The following is a 15,940-nucleotide window of genomic DNA, read 5'->3' as shown; positions in this document are numbered from 1 at the left end:
CAGTAAATTTATCAAGCGCAGGATACATTTAGACTAACAAACGAATTGGAAGGTGAAGAGCATGCTAACAGGAGTTATTTTAGCCGGAGGACCAAATGATCATGTCTACGGTCGTCATAGATCCCTTCTACCGCAACATAGTGAACCGCTTATTCAGTTTCAGATTAGAGAAATGCGGAAGATCGTTGATGAAATAATCGTCGTGACAAATACGCCTAGAGAACTACTACCATATGTACCAGCCGATACCCGCATCATAACAGATTTTTTCCAAAACAAAGGACCGTTAGGTGGACTACACGCTGGGCTTTCACTTTCTAGAATGGAAGTTGCTTGGGTCATCGAATCAGATAACCTCATGCCTTCTACTTGTGTGGCAAGTAGATTAATAAAAAATTTATTGAAATTGGAGGTGGATGCAGCACTTCCTATTATCAACGGGGCCCTAGAAGCATTTGAAGGGGTTTACAGGACAAGCGTAAAATCAAAATTGACGGAGTTTCTTCAACAAGAAGAGGCTAGCGTTTCTTCGTTTCTAGAAAACATTACCACCTCCTCAGTCATCCTTGAAAGTGATCGCCTCTTCCTCAAATAGACATGGCTCACGAGCCATGTCTATTTGAATAAATCCTTTTCCTTTCTTAACATGAAAACTCCCTTTTATAAATCGACATGCTTTTCTGATAAAAAGGTGGTACGATAACGGTGAGAACGCTTTACCACATAAATGGATATAGGTGAAAACAATGAAAAAAACGCTACCTCTACTCATCATCCTTCTAATTTCAATTGGAGGATTGAGCTTTTGGCTATCCAGTCAAAAAGAAGAGCCTAAAAACGCATCAGATCTCCAAACTTATCGAAACGTGTCGCAAAATTTGGAGCATGCTTCTCTTGATAAGAGCTCTGTAACACTCGCGGCAATTGGAGATATTCTTATCCACGATCGTGTATACGAAAAAGCAGTAGAAGGAGGAGGATACAATTTTAACCCGATGCTTCAAGACGTTCAAAACCTCCTACTAGATGCAGACATAACCATCGCTAATCAAGAAACGGTCATCGGTGGAACAACAATAGGGCTTTCTTCGTATCCCGCGTTTAACAGTCCAACTGAAGTTGGCGACGCCCTTAAAAATGCCGGAGTTGATATCGTTTCAATGGCAAATAACCATACATTAGATCGTGGAGAAAAGGCGATTCAAAACGCCATTCAACACTGGAAGAAAATCGATATGCTTTATACTGGAAGCTACACATCGAAAAAAGACCGTGAGCAAATTCGAACGATTGAGCATAATGGCATCACGTTAGCTTTCCTTTCTTATACGTATGGGACAAACGGCATTCGTCCTCCTGCTAATAAACCATACCTCGTAAACTACATAGATAAAAAGGTGATGAGTCGGGATATTCAAAATGCGAAAAAACAAGCTGACGGGGTTGTAGTAAGTGTACACTTTGGAACTGAATATGAACGGTTACCGAATCATACCCAAATAGAGCTGAGTTCATTTTTAGCTGAAGCAGGAGCTGATCTGATTTTAGGTCACCATCCACATGTGCTTCAACCATTAGAATGGATTGAAACAAAAGACGACCGGAAGGTTCTTGTTGCTTATTCATTAGGTAATTTCTTGTCCGGTCAAAAGGGAGATTACAAAGATATCGGTGGAATGTTAAAAGTAGAATTTGCGAAAGAAAAGTTTAGAGGCAATACGACGTTCTCGGTCACATCACCATCTTTTATCCCTACGTTTGTAGACAAAGAATATCATGTTCATCCATTAAAAAAAGTAAAACCAAAACGATTAGATGAGATTAACAATCATATGAGCAAATGGATTCCGAATTTAAAGGTACCGAAGTCATAAAAAAACTGCACTGATATGGGGAGCATCGCGTTCTATCCACATTGGTGCAGTAAATTATGACACTATGCCTGTCACGGTTACAACTCTTCTCTTGAGTTCCTTCCCTTCATTTTTTGTTTCTAGCGTAATGGAAGAAAGGAATTTGATCCTAACTTGAATCGGCTTTCAATCACCTCTCGCAAGCTCACAAGCTAAAAAGCTTAGGTTAATTGAGACGAACCGTGGTTTTCCTTTTCCACTCCAGCATTCATAAATCCTTCTAAATCACCAAGCTGGTTCACTGAAGGAGTAAGAGCTAATTTTTCTAAAACTGCCACATAGTTCTCTTTATTTGAATCGTTCATTAGTGAGGTTAACGCAGAACGTATTACCTCTGCCTCATGCTGAGTAATGTTCAAAGCTTTCTCTCCTTTCATTGTCATTCATATTTTTTCCTGCAGGTTTCATAAACATGCGGTTTTTTGCCAGAATAACAATGAGGTGAGTAAAATGAATAAAGGGATAAACGTGGCACTTTCAGCCATTTTTCTAGCACAGGGTTTAAAAATACTGACACATAAAACGACATCAGGCAAGTGGGATTGGCGTCCTCTCTTTCAAACAGGCGGCATGCCAAGTTCTCATTCAGCAGGGGTATCTGCATTAGCTACTTATACAGCCTTAGAAACAGGAAGGCATTCAATTGAAACCGCCCTTGCTGTTGTTTTTGGAGTTATTGTCATGTACGATGCTCAAGGAATAAGGCGACACACAGGTGAAATTGCTCAACTTGTTAATGACCTTGATGAAGACATTGAGCTTTTATCAGGTCATTACCCTGACCTGCTCCATGCAAGAAGGGATGTAGAATTAAATGAACTGCTTGGACATCAGCCCGCCGAAGTTGGCGGTGGCGCCTTACTCGGTATTGCACTTGGATTATTAGGGTATTTTTCTAAAAAATAACAGAATCCTATTTGACTTATGCAATCAAACGTGTATAATAAGTAATTGGGTATCAACAAACCCCTATTAACAACTAGCTCCTTTAAAATAAGGAGAACTAAAATTCATAACTGGAAAGGTATGAACAGCATGATTCTAATTGGCTTGTATCAAGTTAATGGCCATACTACAATTGCTGTTGATCCTCCTCACTCACACTGGCGCGGCTTCGGAGCCGTAAGGATGGAAGAGAGGTAGGGCTTTCGTTGTTTGAGAGATCAACAGATCTCTATGGTATGTTTACCGCGGCAATGAAGGAGTTACTGTTAATAAATAACGATCGTTATATATAATGAAAGAGCGCATCGAGGCGATGCGCTCTTTATCCATTTTATGGAGAAATTTGTTCGTTTTTTTGAGCAATAATATCCGCTATTACACCACCCGTGTATAGGATCGAAGAAATGATGCCGCTGATGCCAAATGCCCCAATTCCAATTAGCCAACGCATTGGATACGGCTCCTCAATTGTAGCGTAATTCGGTAGGTTTTCTCCTAGCGTAATGCCAATAAAAATTGCGGCGATGATTCCGGTAAGTAATGTATATACAGCCATTTTTCTAAGTAAGTATCCATTCATGTCCGTTGTCCCTCCCTCTAGCTTGTTTATTCCCTCTTAGAATTCAACAAAACATTAATAGACGCCCTAACGAAAAAGATTCCGATCGCATTCTGAGAAATTGCTGACTATGTTAAAATAAATATGGCTAAGATAACCGAAACAAGCTTGATAAAATAATCCTGCCTTTCAGGTGGAACGTATATGATAATAAAGGAGTAACCCTATGACTATGTTTGATCAACACCCATTCCTTAATGAAAACTGGAAATCTTCTGGTTTTACAACTTTCTCTGCTGTCCAAGAACAAGCGATCCCTCGTATCTTGAATGGAGAAGATTTACTTGTTGAAGCACCTACTGGAACTGGTAAGACACTAGCCTTTCTATTACCAATTATGCAGAAACTTGATCCAACTAAGAAAAACACGCAGGCAATCATTCTAGCACCAACTCGAGAACTTGCCATGCAAGTATTTGAAGTTGCACAGAAATTTTTACAAGGTAGTGAAATGACTGCAGCCTCCATGATAGGAGGAGCTGCAATCAAACGCCAATTGGATAAACTAAAAAAACACCCACAGCTAATCATAGGAACACCAAACCGAATCGCAGAACTAATAGAGATGAAGAAGCTTAAAATGAATGAAGTGAGAACCATCGTTGCCGATGAAGCCGATCAGGTGCTACATCCATCTACAATGGAAGATGTCTCTTACATTTGTCAGTCTGCTTTAAGAGACTGTCAGCTTCTCTTCTTCTCAGCTACGCTTAGTGACAAAGTCCTCATGCAGGCGAAAAAGCTTTCCGATAATCCTTCTGTGTTAAGCATTAAAGCTACAGCTGAAGCAAAGAAAGCCATCAATCACAGTTATTACGTAACCAACCGTCGCGAGAAACCCGAATTACTTCGAAAACTTGCACGTAAAGAAGGGGTTAAAGCTCTAGCTTTTGTGAATAATAGCAACTACCTTTCCCGTCTAAAGGACATTCTTGCAACTAAGAAAATCTCTTTCGACGTATTAGACAGTTCTACGAATAAGACTGAAAGAAAAAATGTCTTAAATCGTTTCCGCAATGACCAAATTCAACTATTGCTCACAACTGACCTTGCGGCAAGAGGATTAGATATTGATAACATTACACATGTTTTCCACTACGACTTATCTGAGGATGCCAAAACATACCTTCATCGTTCAGGCCGCACAGGACGAATGGGGAAAGAGGGCTCCGTTGTAACACTTCTGCTTCCCGGCGAAGAAAAATACCTGGAGAAAATCACACAAAAACTAGATCTCGAATTAACGAGAAAGAATGCACCAGCTCCTAAAGCTCGTAAGCGCAAATAAAGATTCACTCCCTAATCTAAATAAAGCAACCTTCCATCTCTTAATGATGGAAGGTTGCTTTTTAAAATAAGAATTAATCTCCACTAAACATATCAAAGAGTCCTTTTGCCATACTACCTTCTCCTTTACTCCCGCCTGGAGTTTGTGGCATTGCAGCGAACACGCGACTTGCTAAGCGACTAAATGGAAGAGATTGAACCCAAACCGTCCCTGGCCCTTTGAGAGTGGCAAAAAACAATCCTTCTCCGCCAAACAAAGCTGTTTTTATTCCTTTTACAAACTCAATATTATAATGAACATCGCCTGTCATAGCTACTAAACAACCGGTATCAAGGCGAAGCGTTTCACCTGGCTGTAGTACTTTTTTATGTATGGTTCCACCAGCGTGAACGAATGCTAAACCGTCTCCTTCAAGCTTTTGCATAATAAATCCTTCTCCGCCAAAGAACCCGGTTCCTAACTTCTTTTGTAATTCAATCCCAACCGATACACCTTTTGCAGCAGCGAGAAAAGCATCTTTTTGACAAATAATTTTTCCTTCCCATTCACTCAGATCCATTGGAATAATTTTGCCCGGATAAGGAGAAGCAAAGGATACGTGCCTTTTCACCTTTCCTTCATTTGTAAAAGCCGTCATGAAGAGACTTTCACCTGTAAGTACGCGTTTTCCTGCACTAAACAATTTCCCTACTAAACCACTCTGGCGTTCGCTTCCATCGCCAAAAATCGTTTCCATTTCAATGTGATCTTCCATCATCATAAGACTACCTGCCTCAGCTACAACTGTCTCTCCTGGATCCAGTTCGACTTCGACAAACTGCATATCATCTCCATATAACTTAAAGTCAATTTGGTGATTGTTCAATCTATGACTTCCCTTCTCTCGATCATCGATTAACATACGTTTAAAAAATGAATTGGTTTCAAATATAATCGAAAAAACCTGCTCTCTAATGAAAGCAGGTAAAAAAAATTATTTGGTGCGTACGACCTCTTTCGTATCAAGTGGGATGACACGTTTAACAGTTCGACACACTTCTTCGATATCAAATGGTTTTGCAAAATGTGTGATTGCACCAAGCTTCATAAATTCTTGTACAAGCTGTAATTCACCATAGGCTGTCATAAAAATAACCTGAACTTCTTCATTAAACGTTTTGAGAGTTTTAAACACTTCTAATCCGTCCATACCGGGCATTTTCAAATCGAGGATTACAAGATCCGGACATTCCTGTTTCACAAGCTCTATGGCTGTCATTCCGTTCGCAGCTTGCAGCGTCTGGTACCCTTCTTTCTTAAATAGTTCGCTTAACAACACTCGAATGCCATACTGGTCGTCCACAATTAATATTTTCTTCATCGTATGCCCACCTTTTTTGCGATATAGTCTCAGTTCATGCGACTTCTTATCATTATTGTGCATCATCTATTCATGAAAGAAAATAACTTCGTCGAAACTAGTCATGAGATTACAAATCTCGCACATTTTCGCCTTACTTATTGTTCATCATTAAGAAATGAAAGCGTTTTATCAGAAACACAGGTGCTTTTTTACCATTTTATAACTTTTTACAATTTAAGCGTTTTATCTTTTTCGTGTGGGGAAATGATAGGTAGATTAAAATTAGGAGGGTTTAAAAACCATGACTGGTCCAACCATTCAGACCATTAAAGAAATCGAGAACAAAGCGAAGAAAGAACAACTTGAAGCATCGAAAGCAAGAAGCGTTGTCCGAGAAGCTACAAAAGTAAACTCGATCCACCCGTCCTAATTTTCATATTCAGACAAAGAAAAAGCAGAGGAAACTCCTCTGCTTTTTCTTTTGATTAGGCTATGTGAATGAGTGGTTTTACTATTTGGCTCTCGAGAAATCAACAATATAAGCTAGCATAAGCTTTAATTAAAAAAAACCGCCAAGGCGGTTTTTACTTCGAGTCTTTCTCATACGTTCTTTTTAGTTCTAACTCAGCAGCTTCATCCAGGGTTTCCGGATGATCCGGGTCTCTTTCAAGTGTTCGTTCAACATCACGTTGAATAACATCGTCAAATGTGTCGGCACCTTCCGTTTCAACAATAATCTTTTCGATATCGTGATTTACAACAGTGGAAGTCGGTACTTCTGTTTCGTCGAGTTCAGCTGCTCGCTTGATCGAATATCCACTAACAAGCGCTTCCTCTTCTGGTTGAGATGAATCAGTTTTACGATTTTTCACTTTACTTACGATATCGTTCGACTTTGTTTTAACCGACTGTGCAAATGCATTTGATTTGTTTTTCACATTACTAGTCACTTCAACACTCTTATCTTTCGCTTTTGTCACGCCACCACTAATGTCATTTCGCAAGTCTTTTCCCGCTTTCGGGGCAAGCAATACGCCCGCTGCAGCTCCTACAACACTCCCAGCTAATGCAGCAATTGCTGGCCCTTTAAACTGACTTTCTGACTTAATCGGGTCTGAAGAATCAATGCGAATCACTTCTCTTGTTGAGGATGAATACCCTTCTGGTGCTGGTTCATGTTCAACCTTCACATCATGGTTTGATTTTGACTCTTTCATCTTTATCCTTCCTCCTTAACAGATTGAATGTTGGATTTTTTGATTCGATACTTCTCCCACATAGCCAGAGCAGTACTTCCCCAATTCGCCGCTTCTGCCGCTTTTCCCTGCCTGGCTTCTACGCCTTTTTCAACCGAATTGCTTAATTTGGAAAAAGAACGCGTTAAGTTTTGCAGAGAGGCACCTGTTTCTTGGACGGATTGAAAAACTGGTGAGAATTTCCCTACTTTGGATTGTACTTCATCTGCAAGTACATTCGTTTTGTGGAGCATCATCGTTGTTTCTTTTGACAATCCATCAATTTGTCCCTGAAGGGAATCAATCATTTCTGCCGTGTTTGAAAGTGTTTTTTCCGTCGACTTTAATACTTTAATTAAAAAGATACTAAGTACTGCGAAAACAATCGCGATAAGAGCTACTGCTAAATAAAGAATAATTTCCACTTCAATACCTCCTACTTCTATTCGAATATAATTACCAATACCCCGAAGTAGGAAATGTAATCATGAAATTCAGATGACAAACATTACGTTAATCTTCAAAAAGCGCATGAATCATGTCTTTTAACTTTGAGAACAAAGGGAAACTAGATTCTGTTTCTGAAAGATTAGCTATTAAACTTGTATAAACTGATTCATAGTACCAGCGCTGCTTTTCTTTTCCACGGTTAAATCGTTCCCACACTTGTTCTCCTTCTTTTTCGTAATCGGATTTAATCGTCGTTAAGTTATGCAGTTTATCTGCACAAGCAATTTGCTTAACAGGAAATGAAGCGATCCTTAACGTGCTTATTGTATGAGTTTTTCTTTGTTCCCAGCTGAGACTTTTATCGGGCTCAGAACATCCACTGACTAAATCAGCAATGACTTGACCAAATTCCTTTTTAAGCATTTCATATGTTATTGCAGTATCTTCTACAACATCATGAAGGATTCCCGCTGCAATGGCTTCTTCTGATGCGCCAGCTTCTAATAAGTAGAACCCTACGGTTACCGGATGGGAAAAGTAGGGTAAGGGCAATCCCTTTCGATATTGACCATCGTGAGCGACCGCAGAAAATGAAACTGCTTTTTCAATCAGTTTCATAGGCAATCTCCCCTTTCTGAGGTTTTTTTAATGGAAAACGCGTCCGGTATGTACCCATTCTCCAAATCCATTCAAACGGACCGTATCGAAATTTCAATAGCCACCATCGGCTAAAAACAAGTTGGATTAGAAAGATGCCTATTACTAGCAATATACCCGTTGTCACTTCAATTTTTCCATATAAACTTAAACCATAATGATAGAAAAGTAGCGTGCTCACAATGGACTGCAAAAGATAGTTTGTTAATGCCATTTTCCCAACCCATTCGAGTGGCTTTAGTGTCTTTCCTGAATAATAAAGTAGAGAAATAGCTGACATATAAAAAAGTGAAAGGAGGGGGCCACCTAAACTATCTTGAAGATGTGAAAAGGCGTAAGCATCAAACAGAAAAGGCGTTAATTTAACAACAAAACCAATTGCTCCTACAAAAAGCAGTTTTTTTACAAGAGGCAAGTGTTTCGCCTCCCCGTTAAACCACCCTTCCTTCGCAAACGCGGCACCAATTAAAAAATAGGGAAAAATCGAAAATAGGAGAAAACCTCCATTTATCCCACCGTTCACGTAAGTCCAATCGCTCAGACGTTGAGTTAATATTTCTACGTAACTACCTGCCCCGTATATAAGAAGGGACTGTTGAATCGCTTCAGGATCATGCGATGTAAATTCCTCGCTACCAAATGGCAACAATAAGAAGAAGAAAATAATGGCATAAAACAACCATAACCCCAGTCCGATCTGCAATAGTCGCTTACCTTTTAATTTAATAAAGGCAAGCAATAGAAAGCCACATAGACTATACGTAAACAAAATATCCCCATGCCAAATGAAAACAAAATGCATGACACCAAAAAGAAACAAGATTACCAAACGTCTCACCATAATCGGAAGAAAAGGGACATTACGAGCCGTCAAACGATTTATTAGAATAATAAATCCATATCCGAATAAAAATGAAAATAAAGGGTAAAAGCTTGCTTGTGCCAAAATATCAATTATAATCATAGCGAACTGATTCCATTGATCCCCCCAGTAGCTTAGCTGATCGATGTACATCCAAGGCGAGTGAAAATCTACCATGTTTACAAAAAAGATCCCTAGTAAGGCAAGACCACGCATGGCATCAATAGAGAATATTCTCTCCTTGGTCGGTGTTGGAACTGCAGTTGATTTAATCAATTTATTCCTCTTTTCATTCTAATTTACTCCTCATACCCACTCGTTCCACATGAGGTGAACAATCTCCTTCCTAATCCACCGATGTCTACAATGAAATCGAGATGTTATCCTATTCACTCCTCCTATACTGGCGTTAATGAATTATTTTTATATAATTAAAGGAAAATCTACCAAGATCCGTTAAATCTATTCTATAATAGACACATACACAAATTATGGAAATATATTATGAAACCCTTCGCGCATGTTACTCGTCTTTTGTTTGAAGGGCCGAAGGAGGAAGACGCAACCTTGGGGAACAAAGAACCATCCAACTATCTTGATCTTACCAATAAGGAAGCGGTCCTTGAAACAATTATGGATGAATATGGCGAAAGTGTTGTTTGGCTTGCTTTCAGTTATTTAAAAGATAAAGGAAAGGCAGAAGATATTGCGCAAGAAGTATTTATTACTTGCTATACGAAACTAGACACTTTCAATATGGAAGCTTCGCTAAAATCCTGGGTATTAACCATTACCGCAAATAAATGCAAAGATATTCTTAAGAGCTGGGGATATCGCAACATCATTTTTGCTCAATCCCTGTTAAGTACCTTTAAACAACATGCTTCAGAACCCGATATGGTACTTATCGGATCTGAAGAAAATAAAGAGCTTGCATTAAACATTCTCAAGCTTCCTACTAAGTATAGAGAGGTTATTTTTCTTCATTATTTTGAAGACTTAAAAGTACAAGAAATCAGTGAACTGCTTTCCATTAAGGAAAACTCGGTAAAAACGAGATTGCGACGTGCCAGAATGCTTCTTAAAGAAATGTACTAAGGGGAGGTTCCCATGGACAAACAGTTAAAAAATCTCCGCGCCAGAATGATTGATACAAAGGCAGTCACTTTTACTCGTACACATAAAAATGAGGTTTGGAAAGGAATTAATAGAGTTGCTTCTTCAAAAAACAACGATCGTTTTGGTAAAGGAGTGTATCAGAAAGCCCCCGCAGTCCTGACTTACCTTACACTTCTAATTCTGCTAGTCGGCACCGCTTTTTTCGCTGCATCTGAAAGCGGCATTTTACGAGACAACCAATCGGCTAACGTTCACTCGCTGACTGAAGAAGAATTATATAACAATCTGTGGCAATCCACATCGCTTATAATGAATCCCAGCGATGAAGAGAAAATCCGTTCCATTGCACTTTCTTACTTAGCTAACTACGATAATTGGAAGATCAGCAATCCAGAAGCACACTATAAAGAACGACCTGCGATTCTCGCTCAAGGTAAAATTACAGAAGGATATTTTGAGAACATGACATTTAGTATCTGGATTGATCCTGAAACAGGTCTCCCCCTCAATTTCGTCATTCGAAATCAAAAAAGTAGTATCCTTGAAGAATTCTCTATACCAAATGAGGCACTCGCAAAGGTGGAGGATCAAAAATAAAGGCATCCGATATTTCAACGGATGCCTTTCTACTTATTTACATAGATCATTCAATACTTCTGACGTGTGCAGAAGAAACTCGCGGTCAAGGTCAGGAAGTTCATTAAGATCAATGCTATTTAATAAATATTGATGGAACCTCATTACGTCTGCTTTTATTTCCTTACGCTGTCCCTCTGCAGTTAAAATTAGTGCATCTAGTATCCCGTTTAGCATCGATACATCTTCTTTACCGTAATAACGTATTTGATAAAACGACTTATAAAGATATTGAAAGAATGGTTTTGGCGTTGATAAAACGCGGAGGTTTCTATCTTTATCAAAAAAAGCTTCTTTTGGATCATACGTATGACCGATCTTTGAAAGGATGGTACCAATGCGGTTCGTACAATTAATGGCTGTATGTGGATCATTGACTGATGGTGAGATCGCTCTAAGCGCAATGTCCACCAGTTTTTGAATTGAAAACTCTAAATCCTGATCATTGATTCTTTCCGTTCCGATCGCAATTGAATTTAAGAAACTGTCTGCAGAAAAAGTGGAAGACCCTTTCATCCACACTGTAGCGATTCTAGATCCTTCCTTCACATAATTCCCTACATCAGCATTAAGTCGAATAATGCTTTCAGTTTGAGTGGCGAGCTCAACGAGTTTCGAGTAAGGGATTTGCTGAATATAGCCCATCTTATGACTATAAATTGGCATCCCATCTTCTTCCCTCAGTTCACTTTCTTCCCAACGATCCCACTTCTCGAACGCCTCACCTGCGTAAAGTTCACTTTTCTTTTCTACAAGATAAAGGGATCTTCTCGTGATTTTTTCAATTAAATTATTTACCTGAACAAACGTGGCAGAATGATGAATAAATAAGATGAAGAACAATAAACAAGTTATTGCAAGAATTACGGTTAAAAGTGGTGATAGGATGACACGGCTGTCTTTACCCGTTAAAAGAAGCATGTTCACCAGTGCAAAAACAAATCCCGCAACAAAAACCCCTAGAACATGTTGTGTAAAACGATCTGAAATAAAATCTTGTAAGGTTCTTGGCGAAAATTGTGAGGAATACGTTGTCAGAACAACCATGATGGATGAGAATGAAATGGTCGTCATTGTTAAAATAGCCGTTACAAGCGGACCGTATAGTGACTGTGCAATTTTTTCAGTTGCAAGAAACAGCTTTGGTAATGTTCCGTCAAGCTGAGAAATATACATTAGATCAATCCACGTACTTAACCCCACTATCGCCAAAGAAATAAGGCCATAAACGACTGGCAGAAACCAGAAGCTATTACGCAGGTTAATCGAAGTTTTAGAATAGTTCATTCCTTAAAGTCCTCTTTCAGTATTATGTCATCTAATTCTTGTTCCCTCTTTTAATGATACTAATCCCTACTTATGAACATGGATCATTTTTCCACCAAGGTTCATTCAAGTCTAATAAATAAACGGTACTAGTCGATATCTTTCCTTCCCCCACTCGTGATAAGTTTCCCCAACAGAAGCATAGAGCATTCTTTCTTCAATATGAATTCGGTACAGAAGTGCTGGAACAAGCAAGAGAATGGATAAGAGTACCCCTCCCCACGTCCCCAGGTAGATTGGTAACCCCACTAATATAAGAAGTAATCCAGTATATAAAGGATGACGCAACAAACGGTAAGGCCCTGAGCTTACAAGGTCTACTTTACGCTCCACGACCACGTCTCTTGAAAAAAAGTGCCCTAGCTCTTGAATTCCCCAATATCTTAAACCAATTCCACTGCCATAAAAAATCAACCCGATCAATTGAGTAACTAGGGATTCTCTAAAGACTAATTTTCCAAGTTCACTAAAAAGAAGTGAACCTATAATGGCCAAACTGATCATAGTAAGAATCCAAATAAATGATCGCTTTTCCGACGAAGTGGATTCGGTATTCTTTTTACCACGTTTCATCACAAATTCACATATCCATAAAACAGTTAATATAACGAAAAATGCGTCGATTAAGAACATACCATCATCCCTTCTACATCCTTTTATCAGCAGTATACCAGAGTTCACAACTGGCTGTCCGATAGGTATGTGTTACATCTGCATAAAACTCTCCCTTTATACAAAATACACTATGTAAGCCCTTACATATAGGGGGATCTTCTAAAATATTACATACAACGAAACGAATAAAATGGATTAAATTGTAAATAAATCGACTTTACCAGACCTTATATACCGTGATAAGCCAGCCTCTCATCTTCTAAGCTTATGTGAAACGAGTTTAGAGCGAGCATCGTCCAAATTCATACTTATTCTCCTCGTATGCGGACTATTTGGCCATGTCATGTTGTCACGATATGCCCGTTTGTTATACTCATTACAGTCAATTGATTAAAGCAATCACACATTTAACGGCAAGTTATATAGGAGTGAAATAATGAATCTAAACGACGGAAAAAAACGAATCGTAATTAAAATCGGAAGCAGCTCACTAACGAGCAGACTAGGTGACATTAGCCGAAGAAAACTAGAAAGACTAGTAGATGATATTGTCATGTTAAAAGATGAAGGCCATGAAGTTCTTCTTGTGTCATCAGGAGCAGTAGCCGCCGGTTACCGCCGCCTAGGGTGTCTTGAACGGCCAACATCACTTTCAGAAAAGCAGGCCGCTGCATCAATCGGTCAGGGACTGTTAATGGAAGCTTATTCAGAACGCTTCATATCTCACGGCTATACTGCTTCACAAATTCTGATTACGCGGAGTGACTTTTCTGATCGCAAAAGATACAACAACGCACGAAACACAATTAATGTTCTATTAGAAAGAGGAATTGTTCCAATTGTTAATGAAAATGACACTGTAACAGTAGAGCGTTTGAAATTTGGTGACAATGATACACTTTCAGCAAAAGTTGCTGCACTCGTAAGTGCCGATCAACTTATTATTCTTTCAGATATAGATGGGTTATATAGTGAAGATCCTAGAAAAAACCCGGATGCTAAACTTTTAGAACACGTAACTGAAATTACACCAGAAATCGAAGAATCCGCCGGAGAACCTGGTAGTTCTGTCGGTACTGGTGGTATGAGATCCAAAATTGATGCTGTCAAAATTGCGATGGCTTCAGGTACACCTTCTTTCCTAGGTAACGCGACAACAAAAGGAATCATTTATAATGCGGTTCACCAAACCGCGACTGGTACGTACTTTACGCCAGAAGGTCAAGCTGAGCTTGATAATAAAAAACAATGGATTGCGTTTAATTCAGGTCCTGAAGGTGAAGTGATCGTGACAGATAAAGCAAGCTCTGAAATTTCTGAACATGAACGTAGCCTACAACCTGTAGGCGTGCATTATGTACACGGACATTTTAAGCCAGGAGCTGTTGTGAAACTAACAGACATGGATGGTGAAGAAATCGGTCTTGGTGTAACGAACTATTCTTCCAAGCATTTGAAAATGATTAAAGGACTATCTACTGATGAAATCTCTGAGCTTATCGATATTTCAGTGAAAGAAGCCGTCCACATTAACGATTTCGTTTATCACGATCAGCTAGCTATTCCACTCGGCTCGTAATAAAATAAGAATAAAAAATATAGGAGGCGTTTGATGACTACTCTAGATCCAATTAAAGTCAATGTAAAAGAACAAGCAAAGCAGGCACAGGGGGCTTCTAAAACCCTCTCCCTGCTAACAACTGAGGAAAAAAACCAGGCGTTGCTCACTATTGCAGACGAACTTGAGAAAGAAACAGACTATATTTTAAACGAAAATAAGAAAGATCTTGAGCGTGGGAAAGAAAAAGGGTTTACAGAAGCGTTCATGGATCGCTTAAGTTTATCAGAAGAGCGTGTGAAAGACTTTGCGAATGGACTTCGTGAAGTGGCTGAACTCGAGGACCCAGTAGGAGAAGTCATTTCGGACTGGTCACTTGATAATGGTATGCAAGTCGAACAAGTACGCGTTCCACTAGGCGTTATCGGTATGATTTATGAAGCACGACCAAACGTAACGGTTGATGCAACCGGTCTTGCTCTTAAATCAGGTAATGCAATTGTACTAAAAGGTGGCTCTAACGCTCTTAATTCAAATAAAGGAATTGTTCGCGTTATTCATGCAGCACTTCCAAAAACAAAAATTCCTGTAGAAGCCGTTCAATTGATTGCAACAACAGATCGCGAAGCAACAAGCCAGCTCTTTACAATGAAAGAACACATTGATGTTCTCATTCCTCGAGGAGGTGGTGCCCTCATTAACACCGTGGTGAACAACGCAACGGTACCAGTCCTTGAGACGGGTGTAGGAAACTGCCACATCTATTTTGATCAGTCAGCAGAAGTTGACAAAGCGATTAATATTTTAATCAATGCGAAAACGGATCGTCCTGCGGTTTGTAACGCCGTAGAAACGCTAATCGTTCACAAAAAGTGGCTTGAAGAAAATCAAGATGCTCTTGAAAAAGCATTAGCTGAAAATAACATTAAAATTCACGGTGATGAACATATCGTAGGTACATTTAAAGATGCTGTTCTTGCTGACGAAGATGACTGGAGTAACGAATACCTTGGTCTTGAAATTGCAATCAAAACAGTCGAAAATACGCAAGAAGCGATCGATCATATTGAACAATATGGCACGAAACACTCTGAAGCGATTATTACAGAAGATGCAACATCAGCTTCTCTATTCCGCAATCTTGTAGATGCAGCTGCTGTTTATCATAATGCATCAACTCGCTTTACAGATGGATCGGCTTTAGGCTTTGGTGCAGAAATCGGTATTTCAACCCAAAAGCTACATGCAAGAGGTCCTATGGGACTACCAGCTTTAACTACGATTAAATATTGCATGACAGGTACTGGTCAAATTAGATAATGTAACCTCCACCACCCTTTCAATGAAAGGGTGGTTTTTTAATGGATGGCCACTA

The 15,940-nt window shown here is 39.3% G+C and carries 19 protein-coding genes; 9 read left to right on the top strand and 10 right to left on the bottom strand.

Annotated features, from left to right (window positions below; all coding sequences use genetic code 11):
• Nucleotides 1-61 precede the first annotated feature (61 nt).
• Nucleotides 62-595, top strand: coding sequence for a molybdenum cofactor guanylyltransferase (mobA, locus tag PQ511_RS17390; protein ID WP_273853192.1), 534 nt, complete (start codon nt 62-64; stop codon nt 593-595).
• A 151-nt stretch (nt 596-746) separates the two neighbouring features.
• Entirely contained in the window at nt 747-1,874 is a 1,128-nt protein-coding gene (locus PQ511_RS17385; protein WP_273853191.1) for a CapA family protein, read from the top strand.
• 200 nt (nt 1,875-2,074) lie between these two features.
• On the opposite strand, the gene PQ511_RS17380 is transcribed toward PQ511_RS17385, so the two are convergent.
• Entirely contained in the window at nt 2,075-2,272 is a 198-nt protein-coding gene (locus PQ511_RS17380; RefSeq protein ID WP_273853190.1) for a hypothetical protein, read from the bottom strand.
• An 82-nt stretch (nt 2,273-2,354) separates the two neighbouring features.
• On the opposite strand from PQ511_RS17380, the gene PQ511_RS17375 reads away from it, so the two are divergent.
• Nucleotides 2,355-2,819: a divergent PAP2 family protein gene (locus tag PQ511_RS17375; protein ID WP_273853189.1), complete on the top strand. Its 465-nt coding sequence runs from the start codon at nt 2,355-2,357 to the stop codon at nt 2,817-2,819.
• Nucleotides 2,820-3,189: 370 nt separating this feature from the next.
• On the opposite strand, the gene PQ511_RS17370 is transcribed toward PQ511_RS17375, so the two are convergent.
• A complete protein-coding gene (locus PQ511_RS17370) occupies nt 3,190-3,438 on the bottom strand; it encodes a hypothetical protein (protein ID WP_224592863.1) in 249 nt (82 codons plus the stop codon).
• Between the two features lie 205 nt (nt 3,439-3,643).
• On the opposite strand from PQ511_RS17370, the gene PQ511_RS17365 reads away from it, so the two are divergent.
• Nucleotides 3,644-4,765, top strand: coding sequence for a DEAD/DEAH box helicase (locus tag PQ511_RS17365; protein WP_273853188.1), 1,122 nt, complete (start codon nt 3,644-3,646; stop codon nt 4,763-4,765).
• A 73-nt stretch (nt 4,766-4,838) separates the two neighbouring features.
• Here the strand turns inward: PQ511_RS17365 and PQ511_RS17360 are convergent, their stop codons facing one another.
• Nucleotides 4,839-5,630: a TIGR00266 family protein gene (locus PQ511_RS17360; protein WP_273853184.1), complete on the bottom strand. Its 792-nt coding sequence runs from the start codon at nt 5,628-5,630 to the stop codon at nt 4,839-4,841.
• A 108-nt stretch (nt 5,631-5,738) separates the two neighbouring features.
• Nucleotides 5,739-6,125, bottom strand: coding sequence for a response regulator (locus PQ511_RS17355; RefSeq protein ID WP_273853183.1), 387 nt, complete (start codon nt 6,123-6,125; stop codon nt 5,739-5,741).
• A 283-nt stretch (nt 6,126-6,408) separates the two neighbouring features.
• Here PQ511_RS17355 and PQ511_RS17350 point away from each other — a divergent pair, with 283 nt between their 5' ends.
• Nucleotides 6,409-6,537 (top strand): hypothetical protein, encoded by a 129-nt coding sequence (locus PQ511_RS17350; protein WP_255461919.1) that lies wholly within the window; start codon nt 6,409-6,411, stop codon nt 6,535-6,537.
• A 154-nt stretch (nt 6,538-6,691) separates the two neighbouring features.
• On the opposite strand, the gene PQ511_RS17345 is transcribed toward PQ511_RS17350, so the two are convergent.
• The 4 genes from PQ511_RS17345 to PQ511_RS17330 all read right to left on the bottom strand — a co-directional run bounded on the left by PQ511_RS17345 (nt 6,692) and on the right by PQ511_RS17330 (nt 9,587).
• Nucleotides 6,692-7,324: a YtxH domain-containing protein gene (locus PQ511_RS17345; RefSeq protein ID WP_273853182.1), complete on the bottom strand. Its 633-nt coding sequence runs from the start codon at nt 7,322-7,324 to the stop codon at nt 6,692-6,694.
• 2 nt (nt 7,325-7,326) lie between these two features.
• Nucleotides 7,327-7,767, bottom strand: a complete 441-nt coding sequence (locus PQ511_RS17340; RefSeq protein WP_273853181.1) for a DUF948 domain-containing protein — start codon at nt 7,765-7,767, stop codon at nt 7,327-7,329.
• An 88-nt stretch (nt 7,768-7,855) separates the two neighbouring features.
• Nucleotides 7,856-8,410: an HD domain-containing protein gene (locus PQ511_RS17335; RefSeq protein WP_273853180.1), complete on the bottom strand. Its 555-nt coding sequence runs from the start codon at nt 8,408-8,410 to the stop codon at nt 7,856-7,858.
• Entirely contained in the window at nt 8,397-9,587 is a 1,191-nt protein-coding gene (locus PQ511_RS17330) for a DUF418 domain-containing protein (RefSeq protein ID WP_273853179.1), read from the bottom strand. Before PQ511_RS17330 ends, PQ511_RS17335 begins: the two co-directional genes overlap by 14 nt.
• A 291-nt stretch (nt 9,588-9,878) precedes the next feature.
• Here PQ511_RS17330 and PQ511_RS17325 point away from each other — a divergent pair, with 291 nt between their 5' ends.
• Complete coding sequence (locus tag PQ511_RS17325; protein ID WP_273853178.1) at nt 9,879-10,409, top strand: sigma-70 family RNA polymerase sigma factor; 531 nt, start codon at nt 9,879-9,881, stop codon at nt 10,407-10,409.
• Between the two features lie 12 nt (nt 10,410-10,421).
• The gene (locus PQ511_RS17320; RefSeq protein ID WP_273853177.1) at nt 10,422-11,027 is read left to right on the top strand and encodes a hypothetical protein; all 606 of its coding nucleotides are present in this window, start codon (nt 10,422-10,424) and stop codon (nt 11,025-11,027) included.
• 33 nt (nt 11,028-11,060) lie between these two features.
• Here the strand turns inward: PQ511_RS17320 and PQ511_RS17315 are convergent, their stop codons facing one another.
• Nucleotides 11,061-12,353: a DUF2254 domain-containing protein gene (locus tag PQ511_RS17315; RefSeq protein ID WP_273853176.1), complete on the bottom strand. Its 1,293-nt coding sequence runs from the start codon at nt 12,351-12,353 to the stop codon at nt 11,061-11,063.
• Between the two features lie 111 nt (nt 12,354-12,464).
• The gene (locus tag PQ511_RS17310; RefSeq protein WP_273853175.1) at nt 12,465-12,965 is read right to left on the bottom strand and encodes a methyltransferase family protein; all 501 of its coding nucleotides are present in this window, start codon (nt 12,963-12,965) and stop codon (nt 12,465-12,467) included.
• A 478-nt stretch (nt 12,966-13,443) separates the two neighbouring features.
• On the opposite strand from PQ511_RS17310, the gene proB reads away from it, so the two are divergent.
• Nucleotides 13,444-14,586, top strand: coding sequence for a glutamate 5-kinase (proB, locus tag PQ511_RS17305; protein WP_165997402.1), 1,143 nt, complete (start codon nt 13,444-13,446; stop codon nt 14,584-14,586).
• A gap of 33 nt (nt 14,587-14,619) precedes the next feature.
• Complete coding sequence (locus tag PQ511_RS17300; protein ID WP_273853174.1) at nt 14,620-15,885, top strand: glutamate-5-semialdehyde dehydrogenase; 1,266 nt, start codon at nt 14,620-14,622, stop codon at nt 15,883-15,885.
• Nucleotides 15,886-15,940 lie beyond the last annotated feature (55 nt).

This window comes from Guptibacillus spartinae (assembly GCF_028610625.1).
In the GTDB taxonomy this organism is placed as follows: Bacteria; Bacillota; Bacilli; order Bacillales; family Guptibacillaceae; genus Guptibacillus; species Guptibacillus spartinae.
Note: the sequence above shows the minus strand (reverse complement) of the source record. Positions and strands in the feature narration are given on the sequence as shown.

What these genes read in the sequence shown, in the direction of transcription:
- PQ511_RS17320 (WP_273853177.1), top strand. Translation starts at nt 10,422, where the DNA reads ATGGACAAACAGTTAAAAAATCTCCGCGCCAGAATGATTGATACAAAG.
- PQ511_RS17315 (WP_273853176.1), bottom strand. Translation starts at nt 12,353, where the DNA reads ATGAACTATTCTAAAACTTCGATTAACCTGCGTAATAGCTTCTGGTTT.
- PQ511_RS17370 (WP_224592863.1), bottom strand. Translation starts at nt 3,438, where the DNA reads ATGAATGGATACTTACTTAGAAAAATGGCTGTATATACATTACTTACC.
- mobA (WP_273853192.1), top strand. Translation starts at nt 62, where the DNA reads ATGCTAACAGGAGTTATTTTAGCCGGAGGACCAAATGATCATGTCTAC.
- PQ511_RS17350 (WP_255461919.1), top strand. Translation starts at nt 6,409, where the DNA reads ATGACTGGTCCAACCATTCAGACCATTAAAGAAATCGAGAACAAAGCG.
- PQ511_RS17310 (WP_273853175.1), bottom strand. Translation starts at nt 12,965, where the DNA reads ATGAAACGTGGTAAAAAGAATACCGAATCCACTTCGTCGGAAAAGCGA.
- PQ511_RS17335 (WP_273853180.1), bottom strand. Translation starts at nt 8,410, where the DNA reads ATGAAACTGATTGAAAAAGCAGTTTCATTTTCTGCGGTCGCTCACGAT.
- PQ511_RS17385 (WP_273853191.1), top strand. Translation starts at nt 747, where the DNA reads ATGAAAAAAACGCTACCTCTACTCATCATCCTTCTAATTTCAATTGGA.
- PQ511_RS17355 (WP_273853183.1), bottom strand. Translation starts at nt 6,125, where the DNA reads ATGAAGAAAATATTAATTGTGGACGACCAGTATGGCATTCGAGTGTTG.
- PQ511_RS17300 (WP_273853174.1), top strand. Translation starts at nt 14,620, where the DNA reads ATGACTACTCTAGATCCAATTAAAGTCAATGTAAAAGAACAAGCAAAG.
- PQ511_RS17365 (WP_273853188.1), top strand. Translation starts at nt 3,644, where the DNA reads ATGACTATGTTTGATCAACACCCATTCCTTAATGAAAACTGGAAATCT.
- proB (WP_165997402.1), top strand. Translation starts at nt 13,444, where the DNA reads ATGAATCTAAACGACGGAAAAAAACGAATCGTAATTAAAATCGGAAGC.
- PQ511_RS17345 (WP_273853182.1), bottom strand. Translation starts at nt 7,324, where the DNA reads ATGAAAGAGTCAAAATCAAACCATGATGTGAAGGTTGAACATGAACCA.